The sequence below is a fragment of the Arthrobacter sp. sptzw42 genome, assembly GCF_059089685.1.
Genome location: NZ_JBNHEX010000006.1, coordinates 199,143 through 216,936 on the forward strand (window position 1 = coordinate 199,143; position 17,794 = coordinate 216,936).

The 17,794-nt window shown below is 64.6% G+C and carries 16 protein-coding genes and 1 tRNA gene; 7 read left to right on the plus strand and 10 right to left on the minus strand.

Annotation, left to right across the window (positions count from 1 at the left end; all coding sequences use genetic code 11):
• Nucleotides 1-5: 5 nt before the first annotated feature.
• Genes AC5RT4_RS10275 through AC5RT4_RS10285 form a run of 3 tightly spaced genes read left to right on the plus strand, consistent with a single transcriptional unit; the run spans nucleotide 6 to nucleotide 2,147 of the window.
• A complete protein-coding gene (locus AC5RT4_RS10275) occupies nucleotides 6-794 on the plus strand; it encodes an alpha/beta hydrolase (protein WP_494039414.1) in 789 nt (262 codons plus the stop codon).
• Nucleotides 791-1,606 (plus strand): alpha/beta hydrolase, encoded by an 816-nt coding sequence (locus AC5RT4_RS10280; RefSeq protein WP_494039413.1) that lies wholly within the window; start codon nucleotides 791-793, stop codon nucleotides 1,604-1,606. The genes AC5RT4_RS10275 and AC5RT4_RS10280 overlap by 4 nt, the downstream gene beginning before the upstream one ends.
• Nucleotides 1,593-2,147: a hypothetical protein gene (locus AC5RT4_RS10285; protein WP_494105640.1), complete on the plus strand. Its 555-nt coding sequence runs from the start codon at nucleotides 1,593-1,595 to the stop codon at nucleotides 2,145-2,147. Before AC5RT4_RS10280 ends, AC5RT4_RS10285 begins: the two co-directional genes overlap by 14 nt.
• 18 nt (nucleotides 2,148-2,165) lie before the next feature.
• Here the strand turns inward: AC5RT4_RS10285 and AC5RT4_RS10290 are convergent, their stop codons facing one another.
• Nucleotides 2,166-3,257, minus strand: a complete 1,092-nt coding sequence (locus tag AC5RT4_RS10290) for an ROK family glucokinase (RefSeq protein WP_494039411.1) — start codon at nucleotides 3,255-3,257, stop codon at nucleotides 2,166-2,168.
• Nucleotides 3,258-3,433: 176 nt separating this feature from the next.
• Here AC5RT4_RS10290 and AC5RT4_RS10295 point away from each other — a divergent pair, with 176 nt between their 5' ends.
• Nucleotides 3,434-5,242, plus strand: coding sequence for an AMP-dependent synthetase/ligase (locus tag AC5RT4_RS10295; protein WP_494105641.1), 1,809 nt, complete (start codon nucleotides 3,434-3,436; stop codon nucleotides 5,240-5,242).
• 211 nt (nucleotides 5,243-5,453) lie between these two features.
• Here the strand turns inward: AC5RT4_RS10295 and AC5RT4_RS10300 are convergent, their stop codons facing one another.
• On the minus strand, nucleotides 5,454-8,852 hold the full coding sequence (locus AC5RT4_RS10300) for a pyruvate carboxylase (protein ID WP_494105642.1): 3,399 nt from the start codon (nucleotides 8,850-8,852) through the stop codon (nucleotides 5,454-5,456).
• A 301-nt stretch (nucleotides 8,853-9,153) separates the two neighbouring features.
• Between AC5RT4_RS10300 and AC5RT4_RS10305 the strand changes: the two genes are divergently transcribed.
• On the plus strand, nucleotides 9,154-9,972 hold the full coding sequence (locus AC5RT4_RS10305; RefSeq protein ID WP_494105643.1) for a ParA family protein: 819 nt from the start codon (nucleotides 9,154-9,156) through the stop codon (nucleotides 9,970-9,972).
• Between the two features lie 72 nt (nucleotides 9,973-10,044).
• On the opposite strand, the gene AC5RT4_RS10310 is transcribed toward AC5RT4_RS10305, so the two are convergent.
• From AC5RT4_RS10310 to gcvH, 5 genes are all read right to left on the minus strand, one after another.
• A complete protein-coding gene (locus AC5RT4_RS10310; protein ID WP_494039407.1) occupies nucleotides 10,045-10,635 on the minus strand; it encodes a MerR family transcriptional regulator in 591 nt (196 codons plus the stop codon).
• Between the two features lie 235 nt (nucleotides 10,636-10,870).
• The gene (locus AC5RT4_RS10315; protein WP_494039406.1) at nucleotides 10,871-11,374 is read right to left on the minus strand and encodes a bifunctional nuclease family protein; all 504 of its coding nucleotides are present in this window, start codon (nucleotides 11,372-11,374) and stop codon (nucleotides 10,871-10,873) included.
• Nucleotides 11,374-12,090, minus strand: a complete 717-nt coding sequence (ftsR, locus tag AC5RT4_RS10320) for a transcriptional regulator FtsR (protein ID WP_494039405.1) — start codon at nucleotides 12,088-12,090, stop codon at nucleotides 11,374-11,376. Before ftsR ends, AC5RT4_RS10315 begins: the two co-directional genes overlap by 1 nt.
• A 23-nt stretch (nucleotides 12,091-12,113) precedes the next feature.
• Nucleotides 12,114-12,590: an FHA domain-containing protein gene (locus tag AC5RT4_RS10325; protein ID WP_494105644.1), complete on the minus strand. Its 477-nt coding sequence runs from the start codon at nucleotides 12,588-12,590 to the stop codon at nucleotides 12,114-12,116.
• Between the two features lie 155 nt (nucleotides 12,591-12,745).
• Nucleotides 12,746-13,132, minus strand: coding sequence for a glycine cleavage system protein GcvH (gene gcvH / locus AC5RT4_RS10330; RefSeq protein ID WP_494039403.1), 387 nt, complete (start codon nucleotides 13,130-13,132; stop codon nucleotides 12,746-12,748).
• A 162-nt stretch (nucleotides 13,133-13,294) separates the two neighbouring features.
• Between gcvH and AC5RT4_RS10335 the strand changes: the two genes are divergently transcribed.
• Entirely contained in the window at nucleotides 13,295-14,164 is an 870-nt protein-coding gene (locus AC5RT4_RS10335; RefSeq protein ID WP_494039402.1) for an Fpg/Nei family DNA glycosylase, read from the plus strand.
• Nucleotides 14,165-14,737: 573 nt separating this feature from the next.
• Nucleotides 14,738-15,133: a hypothetical protein gene (locus AC5RT4_RS10340; protein WP_494105645.1), complete on the plus strand. Its 396-nt coding sequence runs from the start codon at nucleotides 14,738-14,740 to the stop codon at nucleotides 15,131-15,133.
• Between the two features lie 178 nt (nucleotides 15,134-15,311).
• Here AC5RT4_RS10340 and AC5RT4_RS10345 read toward each other — a convergent pair.
• The 3 genes from AC5RT4_RS10345 to AC5RT4_RS10355 all read right to left on the minus strand — a co-directional run bounded on the left by AC5RT4_RS10345 (nucleotide 15,312) and on the right by AC5RT4_RS10355 (nucleotide 17,788).
• A tRNA-Pro gene (locus AC5RT4_RS10345) sits at nucleotides 15,312-15,388 on the minus strand.
• Nucleotides 15,389-15,546: 158 nt separating this feature from the next.
• Nucleotides 15,547-17,097, minus strand: a complete 1,551-nt coding sequence (gene der / locus AC5RT4_RS10350) for a ribosome biogenesis GTPase Der (protein WP_494039400.1) — start codon at nucleotides 17,095-17,097, stop codon at nucleotides 15,547-15,549.
• 10 nt (nucleotides 17,098-17,107) lie between these two features.
• Nucleotides 17,108-17,788 carry a lysophospholipid acyltransferase family protein gene (locus tag AC5RT4_RS10355; RefSeq protein ID WP_494105667.1) on the minus strand — a complete coding sequence of 227 codons (681 nt, stop codon included), beginning with the start codon at nucleotides 17,786-17,788 and terminating at the stop codon, nucleotides 17,108-17,110.
• Nucleotides 17,789-17,794: the final 6 nt, after the last annotated feature.

Sequence of the window (17,794 nt, forward strand, 5' to 3'; positions counted from 1 at the left end):
GAGTCATGAGCGAAAGCAGCATCCCGTCCCGTCCTGCCGCTTTCAGCTATCCGGGCCATGGGGAAAACGCCCGCGTCGGAGTGGCAATCTGCCACGGTTTCACCGGCAGCCCGCTGAGTGTTCTGCCTTGGGCGGAACACCTTGCCTCCCAGGGGTACGCAGTAACCGTTCCGCTTCTGCCCGGGCACGGGACGGACTGGCGCCAGCTTGCCCGGACACGCTGGAGCGAATGGTACGGCAGCTTTGAAACCGCCTACCTGGAGCTTGCGGAGCGGACTGAGACCTGCTTTGTGGCAGGGCTGTCCATGGGCGGAGCGATCGCGCTCCTGACTGCGTCCAGGCACCAGGTGGCGGGGGTCTCGGTAGTGAACCCGGGGCTGAGCTTCTATGACCGGCGGGTACGTGTCATTGGCGTGCTCAAATACTTCCAGAAGACCACCCTCCCCATCCAGGAGGAGCAAGCCACGGCGGTGGTCACCGAAGACGGCGACTATTCCCGCACTCCCCTCGCCGCCGTGCACGAGCTGAAAAAGCTCTTTGGAGCCGCCACACGGGGCCTGCCCCGGGTCACTGCCCCGGTGCAGGTGTTCAAGTCCAGCACCGACGCGGTAGTTCCGCCCACTTCGCTGGCAGTACTGCGGAAACGCCTCGGCACGCACCTGGTGGAGGTCGTCAGCCTTGCAAGCAGCGGCCATGTGGCTACGCTGGACGTGGACGCACCGGAGATCTTCGCCAAATCCAGTGCCTTCTTTTACGCCCACTCCAGCCAGAACACCTCAGTGGAGACCCCATGACCTCCAGTCCGGACCACAGCCCCTACAGCTGCGTATTTAACGGCGAGGGGCCCCGGATCGGCGTGGTCCTGTCCCACGGATTCACCGGAAGCCCCCATGGCCTGCGGACGTGGGCGCAGGCCTTCTCCGCTGCCGGTTTCGCTGTCCGCATGCCGCTGCTGCCGGGTCACGGAACCAGTTGGCAGGAGCTGGCCAGGACCACGTGGCAGCAGTGGCACGGCGCACTTGACGACGCCTACCTTGAACTCGACACGGACTGCGACTACGTTTTTTCCGCCGGCCTCAGCATGGGAGGGGCGCTGGCGCTGCGTATCGCAGCCACGCGGCCGGTGGCAGGAGTCGTGCTGGTGAACCCGGCACTGGTGATCGATGATCCCCGCGCGCCGCTCGCCGGAATCCTGAAACTGGTCATGAAGAGCACGCCGGCCATTGCCAACGACATCCTCAAGGAAGGCATGGACGAGGGCGCATACAACCGCACCCCGGTGGCCGCCGCCCATGAACTCAACAAAATGTTCAAGGACACCATCCGGATCCTGCCGAGGGTCACCGCACCTGTGCAGGTTTACCGTTCCACCATTGATCACGTGGTGTCCGACGCCAGCATCGTGGCACTTCGCCGCGGCCTCACCCACGCTCCCCTGGAGCTGGTCCGGCTGGAGAACAGCTACCACGTGGCTACCATGGACAACGACGCCGACCAGATCTTTGCGGGTTCGGTGGAGTTCATCCGCAGCGTTGTTCCCGCTGCCGGCCCTGCAGCCGCAGCTGGTGCACGCCCCAGCCAGGAGGCCCTCCGTGAACAGGCCTGACGCCGGCCCGCCGGACCAGGGGGCCAATCATGACGACGCCGTTTGGCGTGACCTCGTGGCCCGCCTTGAAGCTGACTCCCCCACCGGCCCTGCAGCCACCGAACCGGCCGGCACTCCGGAAGGGCAGGAGGGCACTCCCGCGGCGGGCAGGTCCGCCACTTTCCGTGACTTTGACCCCTTGGGACTTGCCGGGGCAGCCCCCACCGAGCTGTCCGCCGCCGAGCGGCAGGACCCAGCCGGTGGCAGCGACGGCAACGGCGCTGCAGCTGCCGGCCCCCGCGATTATGACGTGGACGCGGACGACGGCGAGTTCATTCCCGAGGAACCGCCGAGCCTGGCCGGAACGGACCCGTTGACCATGCTGGCCTGGCTGGCTGCTGTGGGCGGGCCCATAGCCCTGCTGCTGTCAGTCATGTTCTGGCGGTCGGCGCCAGTGCTCGCCGTTCTAGGCATTGTGGCGGTGTTTGTGCTGGGTACGGTCTACCTGATCATGAAGCTTCCGCAGGAAAAAGACGAGAACGACGACGGCGCCCGCGTTTAGTGCCTGGCCGCTAATACCCTAAGCACGTAACCTGCTGCTCACGCGGGAGAGGTCCGCCGCCCCGATCAGCCCTGCATTCGGTCCCAGTGCCGCCAACTGAATGCCGGCGGCAGGGCGGAAGCCACGGCCGGTGAGGTTGCGGGAAAATGCTTTGCGGGCGGGTTCCACCAGCAGGTCCCCGGCGGAACAAAGGCCGCCGCCAATAACGAACAGGCCGGGATCCAGTGCGGCCGCCAGGTTGGCCAGGCCGAGACCCAGCCACCCACCTACTTCATCGATCAGTTCACGGGAAGCGGCATCACCTGCCAGGGCGAGCTCTGTGACGACTGCCCCGGTGATGATGTCGGGATTGCCACCCATGGCTGCCAGCAGGTCCTGGGCCACCGGGGAGTTCGCCCGCGCCAGGATGCGGGCTTCGCGCCCCAGCGCATTTCCGGATGCATACTGCTCCCAGCACCCCCGGTTGCCGCACTCGCAGCGGTGCCCGCCCGGCATGATGATCTGATGGCCGAACTCGCCGGCCACGCCGAACCTGCCCCGTTCCACCCGCCCGTCCATCACCATGGCGCCGCCGATTCCCGTGCCCAGGGTGATGCACACCAGCCGGTCCTCGCCCTGGCCGGCGCCAAAGCGCCACTCCGCCCAGGCAGCGGCATCGGCGTCGTTCGTGAGCAGGACGGGACGGCGCAGGAGGCGCTGCAGGTTTTCCCGCAGAGGTTCGTTCCGCCAGGCGAGGTGCGGGCTGAAGAGCACAGTGCCGCCGTCGAGGTCCATCCATCCCGCAGCGCCGATCCCCACGGACCAGATCCGGTGCCCCCGGCCAAGTTCCGCCACGAGTTCAACGATGACCTGTTCCACTGCCCGCGGGTCCGTGCCCGGCGTTGAGCGGCGCGCCTCGTTGAGAATCCTGCCCTCGGCATCCACGACGCCGGCAGCCACCTTGGTTCCGCCGATGTCGATGCCGATGGCCAGGCCTTTTCGCCCAAGGCGCAGGTGTTCCCGGAAGCCTTCACCGTGACGCAGCCTGGTCGGGCCGGTAGCCGGGCGCCGCCTCCAGGGAACTGGTCGTCGGAGCGGTCCGGCCTGTTCGCCGGGTGGCGGTACATACATAGTCAACAATTCTAGGCTTGCGGTTGCGGAGACAGAGGAGGCAGCCCCGCATGTCCCGCCGGCACCATTGACGCCCAAGTTACTGGTCAGTAGTTTTGTTTACTGCACGGCCCGTTACAGGCGTACTAGTCTTTAGGCATACCCTGCGCGGGTCTTCGGATATCAAAGGAGCTATAGTGCGCGAATTCAGTGTTCCGCCTCTTGTTGTTGTCCCACGGGAAACCAACATCACTGACCTGGTGTTGCGGCAGGCCGCAAAGCCCAGCAACCCTGCACTGTTTTCGCGGCTCGACTCCGCCGGCGCCTGGCAGGACATCTCAGCTACGGACTTCCTGGCCGACGTCTCGGCCCTGGCCAAGGGGCTGATGGCAAGCGGCGTGGCGCCGGGTGACCGGGTAGGAATCATGTCCCGCACCCGCTACGAGTGGGCCCTGGTGGATTTTGCCATCTGGTTTGCGGGAGCAGTATCCGTTCCAATCTATGAAACTTCATCCCCCTCCCAGGTGGCCTGGAACCTCGGGGATTCCGGTGCGGTGGCAGCCTTCGGCGAGGCGGCGCACCATGAGGACGTGATCCGCCAGGCCGTGACCGCCGAAGGGCTCACAACACTCCAGCACGTGTGGCAACTGGAAGGCCAGGGCCTGGATGCCCTGCGCGAAGCCGGCCGCGGGGTCAGCGACGCAGACCTTGAGGCACGGCGCGCTACCGCCAGCCTGGACGACGTCGCCACGATCATCTACACCTCCGGCACCACTGGCCGTCCCAAAGGCTGCGAGCTCACGCACGGAAACTTCGTTGAACTCTCGGACAACGCCCTTGCAATCATCGGCGAAATCGTCCATGAAAACGCGAAGACCATTATGTTCCTGCCGCTGGCCCATGTTTTCGCACGCTTTATCTCCGTCCTGGCGATGGCTGCCGGAACAACAGTGGCCCACACGCCCGACATCAAGAACCTGCTCGCGGACCTGCAAAGCTACGAGCCCACCTTCATCCTTGCCGTGCCGCGCGTCTTCGAAAAGGTCTACAACTCGGCATTGACCAAGGCAGAGGACGGCGGCAAGGGCGCCATATTCCATAGGGCCGCGGACACCGCCATCGCCTTCTCCAAAGCGCGCCAGAGCGGGCGGGTGGGCCTTGGCCTCAAGCTCCGCCACGCCCTTTTCGACAAACTGGTGTACAGCAAGCTGCGCGCGGCCATGGGCGGGCACGTTGCGCACGCCGTCTCCGGAGGCGGCCCCCTGGGTGAACGCCTGGGCCACTTCTTCCAGGGCATCGGCCTGCAGGTCCTCGAGGGCTACGGCCTGACCGAAACCACGGCCCCCATTTCCGTCAACACCCCGTCCCTGATCAAGATCGGATCCGTCGGCAAGCCACTGCCCGGAAATGCCGTCAGGATTGCCGAGGACGGGGAAATCCTCGCCAAGGGCGTCTGCGTGATGCGCGGCTACTACAAGCGGGAGGACCTGACCTCGGAGACCTTCGCCGACGGATGGTTCCGCACCGGGGACATCGGCCGCCTCGACGACGACGGCTTCGTGTGGATCACTGGCCGCAAGAAGGAAATCATCGTCACCGCCGGCGGCAAGAACGTCATCCCGGCACTGCTGGAGGACCAGATCCGCGCCGATGCCCTGGTGTCCCAGGTGCTGGTGGTCGGCGACAACAGGCCCTTCATCGGAGCCCTTGTCACCCTGGACCAGGAAGCCCTGCCCGGCTGGCTGCAGCGCCACAACCTTCCGGCCAACACCTCCCTCGAGGAGGCGGCCAACAACTCCGTCGTGAAGGCCGCCGTCCAGGACCTGATCACCGCAGCAAACGCCTCGGTGTCCCAGGCCGAGGCCATCAAGTCCTTCCGGATCGTTCCCGCCGACTTCACCGAAGCCTCCGGACACCTGACACCCTCAATGAAGGTCAAGCGCGCCCAGGTGATGAAGGACTTCGAAACGGTCATCGAAGAAATGTACTCAGCACCCCGCTCGTGACGCCCGGTGTGGCGGGGCAGCGCAAGAGGCAGGGCCCGGTCCGACAGCGTGCGTAAAAGGGGCCCCGCGCCCCCGCTCGCCGCGAAGCGGCCCCAGCGGGGCGTGGGGAATAGCACGCAGAGGATCGAGCCCTGCCTCAACCACTACCTGAACACAACGAGAGGGCCCTCCTGACGGAGGGCCCTCTCGTTGTTTTCAATCAGTTACCCCGTTACTGCTCAATCACCAGCAGCAGGTCTCCGCCCTGGACCTGCTCAACCGAGGAAATGGCGAGCCGGCCAACCTTGCCGGCTACCGGCGTCGTGATGGACGCTTCCATCTTCATGGCTTCGATGGTGGCTACGGTGTCGCCCACGTTCACGGCGTCGCCGGGCTTGACCGTCACCGTGACGGCACCGGCGAAGGGGGCCGCGACGTGGCCGGGCTGGGCGGGGTCGGCTTTCTCGGCGGCCTTGACGTTGCTGACCACCGAACGGTCCCGGACCACTACAGGCCGGGACTGGCCGTTTAGGGTGCACATCACTGTGCGCATGCCCTTTTCGTCAGGCTCGGATACAGCTTCGAGGGACGCGATCAGCCGCACACCCTTTTCCAGCTGGATCTCGTGCTCCTGGCCGCGCTGGAGCCCGTAGAGGTAATCGCGCGTGTCCAGAACCGAGATGTTGCCGTAGGTCTCCACACTCTTCAGGTAATCCTTGGTGGGCCCGTCGAAGAGCAGCCGGTTCAGCGTGTGCTGCCGGGTCTTCGAATCGGACTTCAGGGCGGCGCTGTCTTCGGCGCTGAGCTCCACGTCGCGGACCTTCACGCTCCGGCCCTGGAGGGCCTTGGTGCGGAACGGCTCAGGCCAGCCACCGGGAGGGTCACCCAGTTCACCGGAGAGGAATCCGATCACGGAATCCGGGATGTCGTAGTTCTGCGGGTTTTCGTTGAAGTCCGCAGGATCGGCGTTCAGGCCTACGAGGTGCAGGGCGAGGTCGCCCACCACCTTGGATGACGGCGTGACCTTGACCAGGTGGCCGAGGATGCGGTCAGCGGCGGTGTACATGTCCTCGATCGCTTCGAAGCGCTCCCCCAGCCCCAGGGCCATGGCCTGCTGGCGGAGGTTTGAAAGCTGCCCGCCGGGAATCTCGTGCTGGTACACACGCCCGGTGGGGCCCGGAAGGCCGGACTCGAACGGGGCGTAGACGCGGCGGACCGCTTCCCAGTACGGCTCCAGCGAGCTGACGGCGGCGAGGCTGAGGCCAGTGTCCCGCGGAGTGTGCGCCAGTGCTGCAACCAGGGCGGAGGCCGAGGGCTGGCTGGTGGTTCCGGCCAGCGATGCGGAGGCCACGTCCACTGCGTCCACACCGGCATCCACGGCGGCCAGCAGGGTGGCCAACTGGCCGCCTGCGGTGTCGTGCGTGTGCAGGTGCACCGGCAGGTCGAAACGCTCCCGCAGGGCCGAAACCAGTTTCGCCGCGGCCGCGGGTCGGAGCAGGCCCGCCATGTCCTTGATCGCCAGGATGTGGGCTCCCGCGTCCACGATCTTTTGCGCGAGCTCCAGGTAGTAGTCCAGCGTGTAGAGCTTCTCTTCAGGGTCCAGCATGTCTCCGGTGTAGCACAGCGCCACTTCGGCGACGGCGGTGCCTGTTGCCCGGACAGCGCGGATGGCCGGTGCCATCTGGCTGACATCATTCAGCGCATCGAAGATACGGAAGATGTCGATGCCCGTTGCCGCGGCCTCGTTGACGAACGCTTCTGTGACCTCTTCCGGGTAGGGCGTGTAGCCCACGGTGTTGCGTCCGCGCAGGAGCATCTGGATGCACACGTTCGGAAGCGCCTGGCGCAGCGCGGCGAGCCGGTCCCAAGGGTCTTCGCCGAGGAACCGGAGGGCGACGTCATAGGTGGCACCGCCCCAGGCCTCTACGGAAAGCAGCTCCGGCATAAGTGCGGTGACCGCGGGACCGGCGGCCACCAGGTCACGGGTACGGACGCGGGTGGCCAGGAGTGACTGGTGGGCATCCCGGAAGGTGGTGTCCGTGACGGCTACGGCGTTCTGTTCGCGCAGAGCCTTGGCGAAGCCCTCAGGGCCCAGCTCAAGAAGCTTCTGCCGTGAGCCGGCTGCCGGCTGCTTGTCCTTCACGGACGGCAGCTTGCTGGCAGGATTCGAGTGCACGGTCAGCTCGCCGTTCGGCTTGTTGACTGTTACTTCAGCCAGCCACGTGAGGAGTTTGGTTCCGCGGTCAGCCGAGACCCGTGCCTTAAGCAGCTGCGGGCGCTCGTCGATGAAGTTCGTAGCGACGTCGCCGGCGATGAAGTCGGCGTCGTCAAGCACCGCCTGCAGGAACGAGATGTTCGTGGAGACACCGCGGATGCGGAATTCGGCAAGGGCACGGCGGGCACGGGCGACGGCTGACGGGTAGTCCCTGCCGCGGCAGGTGAGCTTAACAAGCATGGAGTCGAAGTGGGGGCTGATCTCGGCACCGGAGTAGACAGTGCCGCCGTCGAGCCGTACACCGGCCCCACCGGCGGAACGGTAGCCGGTGATCTTTCCGACGTCGGGGCGGAAGCCGTTCGCCGGGTCCTCGGTGGTGATGCGGCTCTGCAGTGCCGCGCCCCGCAGCTTTACGGCGTCCTGGGAAAGCCCGAGGTCCGCAAGCGTTTCGCCGGCGGCAATGCGCATCTGTGCCTGCACGAGGTCGACGTCGGTGACTTCTTCGGTGACAGTGTGCTCCACCTGGATGCGCGGGGTCATCTCAATGAAGACGTGCTGGCCGGCGCGCTCACCCACGGTGTCAACGAGGAACTCCACGGTGCCGGCGTTGACGTAGTTCAAGGCCTTGGCAAACTTGACGGCGTCGCGGTATAGGGCCTGCCGGATGCCTTCGTCCAGGTTTGGGGCCGGGGCGATTTCAATGACTTTCTGGTGGCGGCGCTGAATGGAGCAGTCACGCTCGAAGAGGTGCATCACGTTGCCCTCGGCGTCAGCCAGGATCTGCACTTCGATGTGCCGCGGCCGCAGTACGGCCTGCTCGAGGAACATGGTGGGATCGCCGAAGGCCGCATCGGCCTCACGCATGGCGGACTGCAACGCCTCCGGCAGTGCCTCGCGGGTGTCCACCCGGCGCATGCCGCGTCCGCCGCCGCCGGCCACGGCTTTGGCGAAGATGGGGAAGCCGATTTCATCGGCAGCCGCAATGAGCTCGTCCAGGTCCTTGGAGGGGGCGCTGGACTTCAGCACGGGGACACCGGCGTCGCGGGCTGCCTTCAGTGCCGCCACCTTGTTACCCGCAAGTTCCAGAACCTCGGCCGGCGGGCCTACAAAGGTGATGCCTGCCTCCTTGGCCGCGCGCGCCAGGTCCGGATTTTCCGAAAGGAAACCATAGCCGGGGTAAATGGCGTCCGCGCCGGACTCCTTTGCCACCCGCACCACCTCAGCGACGTCAAGGTAAGCCCGGACAGGATGTCCCTCTTCGCCAATCAGGTAGGCCTCGTCCGCTTTCTGGCGGTGGATCGAGTTCCTGTCCTCATTGGGGAACACAGCAACGGTCTTAGCGCCCAGCTCGTAGCCGGCGCGGAAGGCCCTGATCGCGATTTCGCCGCGGTTGGCCACCAGAACTTTGGAAAACATACTTCTCCTGCATCATTGCGGGTGGATCGGTGAGTGGTCACAGTGTCTAGGACCCGCAAGGACAAACACAAATCTTTGTGGCCACCATCACAGATTTCCCCGTCATGTCCCGTGCCCTTCTGTCGGGCCGGGCAGAAACCGCCCTGGCAGCATAGTCGGTGCCATGCCAACGCCTGATAAAGCAGGATTCGCCGACGCATCCACATATGATGTGTAGGGCGGCAGGACCGTCCGGCTTCGGCACTGCCGGAGCAAACATTACTCCCAACACGGCATCCGGCGTTAGGTTTTGGTCTCTCAAGTGCAAGTAGTCAGCATCAGCAGCCTCAAGGGTGGAGTCGGCAAGACTTCAGTCACCACCGGATTGGCATCTGCAGCCCTTGCCGCGGGCGTCCGTACGCTGGTGGTGGATCTTGATCCCCACGCAGACGCGACCACCGCCCTGGGCGTGCAGCCCGGTGACCAGCTGGACATCGGCAGGATGCTCAAGAGCCCCCGCCGCGCCAAGCTCACTGAGAACGTTGTTGGCAGCAGCTGGACGGCTAAGGCCGGTTCCAACGGTTCCGGTCCGGCGGTCCTGGACGTCGCCGTCGGCTCTGCCTACACGGGCATCTACGACCGCCCCGATCTCAGCCGCCGCGATCTGCGCCGGCTTTCCACGGTGCTGGGCTCCGCGGAGAACTACGGGCTGGTCCTGATCGACTGCCCGCCATCCCTCAACGGCCTGACCCGGATGGCATGGTCAGCCAGCGACAAGGTGGCCCTTGTTGCCGAGCCCGGACTGTTTTCCGTTGCCGGGACCGAGCGCACCATGAGGGCCATCCAGCTTTTCCGGCAGGAATTCGCGCCCAACCTGTCCCCCGCCGGCATCATCGCCAACCGGGTGCGCTCGGGATCCTCCGAGCACAGCTACCGGCTGGCCGAAATGGAGTCTATGTTCGGCGAGCTCCTCCTCAGCCCCCGGATACCGGAGCAGGCGAACTGGCAGCAGATCCAGGGTGCTGCCCATCCGGTGCACCACTGGCCCGGTGAGTCCGCCAAGGCCGCCGCAGCCCTGTTCGATGACCTGCTGGCCAACGTGATGGCGGTCGGAAGCGGCTTGTGCAGCCGGGTACGCTAAGAAACGCAGCAGAGGCCGCCCTCCCCTCGGGAGAGCGGCCTCTGCAGTACACAAAAGGGTGCGGGGCAGGCCTCAGCTGATCTTGCGGGCAGCCCGTCGCTTGCTCAGTTCGTCGTCGGGAAAGGACTGCTCAGCGTGCTCGCTCGGTAGCGATGCGAGGCTGCCTTCCACCTCCCGCCAGACTCGTCCGACGGCGATGCCGAAAACACCCTGGCCGCCCTGCACAAGGTCAATGACTTCGTCCGCAGACGTACATTCGTAGACGCTGGCGCCGTCGCTCATCAGCGTGATCTGTGCCAGGTCCTCCACGCCGCGTTCACGCAGGTGCTCCACGGCCGTGCGGATCTGCTGCAGGGATACCCCCGTATCCAGCAGGCGCTTGACGACCTTGAGGACCAGGATGTCGCGGAAGCCGTACAGCCTCTGGGATCCCGAGCCGGCGGCGCCGCGGACCGCGGGTTCCACCAGTCCCGTGCGCGCCCAGTAGTCCAGCTGGCGGTAGGTGATACCGGCTGCCTTACAGGCGGTGGGGCCCCGGTATCCTGCGTCCTCGTCCAGGACAGGGAGGTCTTCGGTGAACAGGAGGCCCTGGGCACCGCTTGCGGGCACAGCAACACCGGCCGTGGGCTGTTTAAGCCCGCCTGCTTCGCCTTTGGGACTCACCTGGATCCTCCTTGTCATAAGCTCCGCGGGAAGAACTGCAGCAGTCTCAACAGGTATGAAATTCATGCCTGTAATTCCGCGGGGCGCACCTTCCAGTGTGACTTGCGCGGCTGCCGTAAGCAATGGGAACTCGATACTTAGACGTTAGGCCCGCGGGGACCCGAGGTCAAAGACGTTGGGCCTTTGAAAGAGGCGTGTCGAAACTCTAAGGCTGAACTTTAACCTTAACGTGACCTTAACCGTCGAAGTCCTCCGGTTCCACGTCGTCCAGGAACTCACGGAAGCGGCGCATCTCACGCTCTTCATCCACGGTGGGGCCGGGCTCTGCGTCCTCACCCTCATCGTGTTCGGTAATCCGGACGCCGGCTTCGTCCATCACTGAATCGGCACACCATATCCGGCATTTTGCACGGAGGGCGACGGCGAGGGCGTCGGAGGCGCGGGAACTGACGGTGGTGCCGTTCTCGAACTGGAGCTGGCCGTAGAAAATGTTGTCCTCCACGGCCACGATGTTCACACTGACCACGGAGTGGCCGAGCGACTCGACCACGTCCACCAGGAGGTCGTGTGTCATTGGCCTGGGCGGAACCACACCCTGTTGGGCGAGTGCGATGGCGCTGGCCTCAGGGGTGCCGATCCAGATGGGCACGTGGCGTTCCCCGTGCATCTCCCGCAGGAGGACCAGCGGCTGGTTGGAAGGCAGTTCGATCCGAACGCCTACGATCTCAACTTCAATCATCAGATGTCCATGCGTGAGATGTGGTCCTGCACCAGAGCACGGTGCAGGGTGAGGCAGAGGTCGCTGATTTCGCGGGCTGCCTCCGCTGCCCGCGCCTGTGACGAAGCGTCCTTGCGTGAAGCAAGGGGCGCAACGGCGCGCTCCACCAGGCCGAACTCCCTTTCGGCAGCAGCCTGGAAGGGCCGGAGGTGCCGCGGCTCAAGCCCGTGGCTTTCCAGCTGCACGCAGGCCTTGGCGACTTGGAGGGCGTGTTCGTCGAACTGCCCGTTGGAGTGGCTGATCAGGCCGAAGCTCAGGAGGGCCTGGAGCAGCGGAACGCTGGCGCCGGACTCCGTGCGGAGCTGCTCTTCGGTGAGCTTCCGCCCCCGGTTCTGCAGTTCTGCCGCCAGTTCATCCGAAACGATGCGCGGGGACACCACGACGCCGGGCGGCAGGTTTTCCGGGCGCTCTCCCCTGTCGATGGCATCAAGGTAGTCCTTGATGACCTTCAGGGGCAGGTACTGGTCCCGCTGCAGAGCCAGGACAAAGCGCAGGCGTTCCACGTCGCCGTCGGAATACTGGCGGTAGCCCGCCGGGGTGCGGCGGGGATTGATCAGGCCTTTTTCCTCCAGGAACCGGATTTTTGACGCTGTCATGCCAGGGAAGTCCCCGCTGAGCTGAGCGAGGACTTCGCCGATGTTCAGGACCTGGGGTCCGCGGCGTTCCGGTTGTGCCATTGCCACAGGCAGCGGTCCCCGGATCAGCCGCGGCCTGCAGCGCTGGCAGGGCTCAGGTAGAAGGTGAGGCGGAACTTGCCGATCTGGACTTCACTGCCGGACTTGAGTTCAACGCTGTCCACGCGGTCGTGGTTCACGTAGGTTCCGTTCAGGCTGTTCTTGTCCACTACTTCAAAGCTGCGGGCGGTGCGCCGGAATTCGACGTGCCTGCGGGACACCGTGACGTCATCCAGGAAGATATCAGCGTCGGGGTGCCGGCCGGCGGTGGTGACGTCCGAGTCCAGCAGGAAGCGGGCGCCGGCGTTGGGTCCGCTGTGCGCAACGAGGAGCGCGGACCCGGCGGGCAGTGCCTCAACAGAGCTCCGCTCGTCGGATGAGAGTTTGGGGGTGATGGTGGGTTCATCGCGCACCGGGGTGAGATGGATTGAGGTGGTCTCCGACGCCCTGGCCGCACCATTGCCGTATTCCCCATCGGCAGGGTTGTTTGTGTGGCCAGCCATGGATTCCTCCTCTTCCGCTGCAGCTCTCACGCCTGCAAGTGTCGTTTGCCGTCCGGGCCTGCCTTGCGGGTCCGGCACCGGCTCCCGATCCGGCCGCTGACGTGCGAAGACGTGCCGTCTGCTCAGCTGGCCGAACCGGATTTACCGGATAGCTTTTAGCCTACCTGTTGTTCGTACTCGGATGCACTGAGCAGCGACTCAACGGCGTCCGCTTCGGCGAGTTTTACTTCAATGAGCCAGCCGTCGCCGTAGGGATCGGTGTTGATCAGCGCTGAATCAGTGTCGAGGGACTCGTTCCGGGCCACCACTTCGCCGCTGACGGGCGCGTAGATGTCACTGACGCTTTTGGTGGATTCGACTTCACCAACAACTTCGTTTGCCGTAATCTTGGTGCCCACTTCCGGCATCTGGGCGTAAACGACGTCACCCAGTGCGTCCTGGGCGAAGTCGGTGATGCCCACCCGGACCACACCGTCGCCATTGGGAGCAGATACCCACTCATGTTCGGCGGTGTAGGACAGGTCTTCGGGAATGTTGCTCATCAGGGGCCTTTCATGGGTGGAACACCAATGTCAAAGGGGCCCGAACGGGCCGCCGCTGAAAGTATAGGCACAACTGCCGGAGCGTTCGCCGGGGATTCTGACAAGATGGGACGCATGAGCGCACGCACCCTTCCGGGACGCCGGGAAGCAGCGGGGTAGGCCATGCCGGAACTTCCCGAGGTGGCCGGCCTGGCTGAATTTCTCGACGATCATCTAAGGGGAACCTCGGTGACCAAAGTGCAGATCGTGTCCTTCGCTGTCCTCAAAACGGCAGATCCGCCGTTCACCGCCCTGGAAGGCAGGACGGTGACGGGCGTACGCCGCTTCGGCAAGTTTGTCAGCATCGACACCGGCAGCATCTCTCTGGTTTTCCATCTGGCCAGGGCCGGCTGGGTGCGTTTTACCGACTCTCCCACCGACGCCCAGCTGCGGATGGGTAAGGGGCACATCGCGGCGCGCTTTACCTTCGGGGGCCCGGATGGGCCGCGCGGCATCGACCTTACGGAGGCCGGTACGAAAAAGAGCCTGGCCGTCTACGTGGTGCGGGATCCCCAGGAGGTGCCGGGGATCGCAACGCTCGGGCCGGATCCGTTCACCGAGGCGTTCGACGCCGACATGCTGGCCGAAATCCTTGCGGCCAGCTCACAGCAAATCAAGGGCCTCCTGAGGAGCCAGAGTGTGATCGCCGGCATCGGCAACGCCTACAGTGACGAGATACTTCACGCTGCCCGGATCTCCCCTTTCGCCACCGCTAAATCTCTGGACCGTGAGACGGTACAGGTTCTTTATGATTCCATCCACGGTGTGCTGGGAACCGCCCTTGCCGAGGCCCGGGGGAAACCACCGAAGGACCTAAAGGACGTCAAGCGCAGCCACATGCGGGTCCATGCCCGGACCGGCGAGCCGTGTCCCGTGTGCGGCGACACCGTGCGGGAAGTTTCCTTCGCCGATACCGCCCTGCAGTACTGCCCCACGTGCCAGACCAAGGGCAAAATCCTCGCCGACCGCAGGACGTCAAAGTTCCTGAAGTAAACGCGCTTCGCGCGCTTCAGCCAATTTGTAGTTTCTGCTAATTCCCTTGCGCCTGGAACCAAAGCGTGTTTCAACAGGGTCCAGGGAGCAAGTATGTGCCACGCAGCCGAAACTGGCCGGGCAGGCCCCAACTGGGCAGAAGGCTTCCAGCGGCGCCGCAATCAACGGGGCGGAATAAGTATTCGCAGAAACTTTTGCGTAATGGAACACCGAGCCTTCACAGCGTGCGCCCAGCGACTTATCATTGTTTGCACGTCCCCCCGCATACAAACCCGGCGGACGGCATCTGATTACATGAGGGTCCAGAAACCGGCGCTCAATACGAACATAAAGTGCCTCTCTGGGCCTTTACCGTGTGTTCAGTCATCACCCACAGCGCCCCTCAACAGATAAACCGGGGGAAGTAGCAGGTTTAACATTGGTACGGGCGCTCGCATCCTCAAGCTTGGTGCTTCCTGCACATCGATCGGGCTTGAGACAAAACCGTAGACAGGCGAGTCAACAACGGAGTGGACCGCGCCCAATGACGGCCGTGCCCACCCTGCCGGCTCTCCCGTTCCTGCGGTATCGATCATGCGATCACGTAAGGAAAGTGCAATGAACAAAGTATCCCGCCTCCTCGGCTCCACCGTCCTCGCCACAGGCCTGATCTTCGGTGGATCAGCTGGTGCCGCTGTTGCCGGCGACGACTACAAAGACAGAGATGGCAAATCGCATCACAGCAAGTACGTCAACGACCACAAGCGCGGACATCACCACGACCACTCGAATGGCTATAGGCACGCCCACCACCATGATCACGACGCCAAGGGCCATAAGTATGATCGCGCCTGGGACGGCAACTATAAGTATGTTTACGTCCACAACCATCACGACAAGGACTGCCACGGCAAGTACCACCGCGCCTGGTACAAGAATTACAAGGGAGAGTGGAAGTTCGTCATCTACATCTACTTGGTGAGGTACTGACAACCGAAGCGTGGGGTGCTCTCGCGACGCCTCCACGTAAGGGCTGAAAAGGCCCTCTTGGCAGCGCCCAGGAATACTGTCGGCTGGGCGCTGCCAAGCCTTGAGTGAATGTCCCGATGCTGGACAGTGGCTACAAAAAAGGCCGGAACCACGCGTTTCCGCGTGGTTCCGGCCTTTGTGGTCGGGCTGACAGGATTTGAACCTGCGACCCCTTGACCCCCAGTCAAGTGCGCTACCAAGCTGCGCTACAGCCCGCTGGTTCCGCCGTTCTCCGCTGTGCTTAATCCAGGATTTCCCCGAGGATTTTCACCAGCAGTCCGGCCGAACCACCTAGAAGAGCTTACACGATTCCGGAGGGTGCCAGTGACACTTTCCGGCCTTCCAGGTCTCCCGTGTCGCAAAGATCACCGGAATCAGCGCTTCTTGCCGCGCTTTTCCCGCACCCGCATGTTGACCTCGATGGGAGTGCCCTCGAAACCGAAGGTTTCCCGCAGCCTGCGGGTGATGAAGCGGCGGTAGCCGGGGTCCAGGAATCCGGTTGTGAACAGCACGAATTTTGGCGGCCTGCTTGAGGCTTGGGTGCCGAAAAGGATGCGCGGCTGCTTGCCGCCGCGGACAGGGTGCGGGTGCGCGGCCACGAGTTCGCCGAGGAAGGCATTAAGGCGGCCTGTGGCGATGCGCTTGTCCCAGTTTTCCAGCGCCAGGTCCAGTGCCGGAACCAGGCGGTCCTTGTGCCAGCCGGTCTTGGCCGAGATATTGACGCGGGGCGCCCACTCAACATGGGCCAGGTCCTGCTCAATTTCACGTTCGAGGTAACGCCGGCGTTCGTCGTCGAGCAGGTCCCACTTGTTGAAGGCGAGCACCATGGCGCGGCCCGATTCGATGGCGAGCTGGAGGATCCGGACGTCCTGCTCGCTGAGGACTTCGTCCACGGCGAGGAGCACGACGGCGACCTCGGCCTTCTCGAGCGCGGCCTGCGTGCGCAGGGAGGCGTAGTAGTCCGCGCCCTGGGCCATGTGCTGGCGGCGGCGGATGCCTGCAGTGTCCACGAACCGCCAGGTGCGGCCGCCAAGTTCGATAAATTCGTCCACGGGATCACGGGTTGTGCCGGCGGTGTTGTCCACCACCACTCGCTCGGTGCCGGCCAGCTTATTCAGCAGTGAAGACTTGCCCACGTTGGGGCGCCCGATCAGCGCAATCCTGCGGGGGCCGCCGGAGCGTTCCAATCCTTCGATCGTGGAGAACTCGGGGAGGACGTCCATGACATGGTCCAAAAGGTCGGCCACGCCACGGCCATGCAGCGCAGAGACCGGATACGGCTCGCCGAAGCCGAGGCCCCACAACGTGGCGGAGTCGGCTTCCTGGGCGAAGTCGTCAACCTTGTTGGCCACCATGATGACCGGCTTCTTGCTGCGGCGCAGCATCCTCATCACACCTTCGTCGGTGGCGGTGGCACCCACAGCGGAATCAACCACGAAGAGGACTGCGTCTGCAAGTTCCACGGCCATTTCCGCCTGGTCGGCCACCCGCGCGTGAATGCCCCGCGCGTCGTGCTCCCAGCCGCCGGTGTCCACCAGGGTGAAGTTGCGGCCGTTCCAGTTGGCGGAGTACATCACGCGGTCGCGGGTAACGCCGGGGGTGTCCTCCACTACGGCTTCGCGGCGGCCCAGGATGCGGTTGACCAAGGTGGACTTGCCGACGTTGGGGCGCCCGATGATGGCCAGGACGGGATCGAGCTTGACCGGGCCTTCATAGTCCTCGTCGTCGTATTCGCCGCTGAGCAGCGCGGCGTCGTCCTCGTCAAGGTCGTAGTCCTCCAGGCCCGCCCGGAGCGAGGCAGCACGGAGCTCCGCCTCGTCGTCGTCTATCGCGGCCAGCCGTTCGGCCACCTGGTCCGCGCCGGAGGGGATGTATTCGTCATCGCCCGCGCCGGTGTGGCCGGAATTCTGGGTTGTGTCGCTCATTGCATCGTCCTTAGTGGTCATCTGCCGGCGTCCCGGCTACTGCTGTGAAATCTTTGGAAAAGTGTGCATCCGGCAGGGGCTGGCCCGTGAGCTGGATGGAGTCCTGCACGTGCCCCGATAATGCCGCCCGGATCTCCAGGGCCGCCCGGTCCATGGAAGCCCGGCCGCTTTCACCGGCCCTTCGTGTCAGCGTCAGCGCATTTCCGAAGCTGACGTGGAACCGCCTGCCCGGCCGCGGAACCGAATCCAGGTGCTCGTCCCCCTTGCGGGTGCCCAGGATGGCCACCGGCACTACCGGAGCGCCGGAGTTCAACGCAAGCCAGGCCACGCCGCCATTGATGTCAGCGGCTGCCCCGCTCCCCCGCGTACCTTCGGGAAGGATCCCGACGCAACGGCCGGAGTCCAGCACGTCCTTGCAGCGTTGCAGTGCCGCACGGTCACCTGACCGGTCCACGGGCAACTGGCCGGATGCGGTCAGCACCCCGCCAAGAAAGCCCTTGAACATCTCCTGTTTCACCAGGATGTGCATGGGGCGCGGCGAAGCCCCGAACATCACCGGTCCGTCCAGGAAGCTGATGTGGTTGCCTGCGAAAATGACGGGACCGCCGGTGGGAACGTTGTCCCGGCCGGTGACCGACGTCCGGTAGACCAGGTGGTCCAGGATCCAGCCGACGGGCCTGCTCCAGGCCATGGTCCA

What these genes read in the sequence shown, in the direction of transcription:
- AC5RT4_RS10275 (WP_494039414.1), top strand. Translation starts at nt 6, where the DNA reads ATGAGCGAAAGCAGCATCCCGTCCCGTCCTGCCGCTTTCAGCTATCCG.
- der (WP_494039400.1), bottom strand. Translation starts at nt 17,097, where the DNA reads ATGAGCGACACAACCCAGAATTCCGGCCACACCGGCGCGGGCGATGAC.
- AC5RT4_RS10325 (WP_494105644.1), bottom strand. Translation starts at nt 12,590, where the DNA reads ATGGCTGGCCACACAAACAACCCTGCCGATGGGGAATACGGCAATGGT.
- AC5RT4_RS10315 (WP_494039406.1), bottom strand. Translation starts at nt 11,374, where the DNA reads ATGATTGAAGTTGAGATCGTAGGCGTTCGGATCGAACTGCCTTCCAAC.
- AC5RT4_RS10290 (WP_494039411.1), bottom strand. Translation starts at nt 3,257, where the DNA reads ATGTATGTACCGCCACCCGGCGAACAGGCCGGACCGCTCCGACGACCA.
- AC5RT4_RS10340 (WP_494105645.1), top strand. Translation starts at nt 14,738, where the DNA reads ATGCGATCACGTAAGGAAAGTGCAATGAACAAAGTATCCCGCCTCCTC.
- AC5RT4_RS10280 (WP_494039413.1), top strand. Translation starts at nt 791, where the DNA reads ATGACCTCCAGTCCGGACCACAGCCCCTACAGCTGCGTATTTAACGGC.
- AC5RT4_RS10300 (WP_494105642.1), bottom strand. Translation starts at nt 8,852, where the DNA reads ATGTTTTCCAAAGTTCTGGTGGCCAACCGCGGCGAAATCGCGATCAGG.
- AC5RT4_RS10355 (WP_494105667.1), bottom strand. Translation starts at nt 17,788, where the DNA reads ATGGCCTGGAGCAGGCCCGTCGGCTGGATCCTGGACCACCTGGTCTAC.
- gcvH (WP_494039403.1), bottom strand. Translation starts at nt 13,132, where the DNA reads ATGAGCAACATTCCCGAAGACCTGTCCTACACCGCCGAACATGAGTGG.
- ftsR (WP_494039405.1), bottom strand. Translation starts at nt 12,090, where the DNA reads ATGGCACAACCGGAACGCCGCGGACCCCAGGTCCTGAACATCGGCGAA.
- AC5RT4_RS10335 (WP_494039402.1), top strand. Translation starts at nt 13,295, where the DNA reads ATGCCGGAACTTCCCGAGGTGGCCGGCCTGGCTGAATTTCTCGACGAT.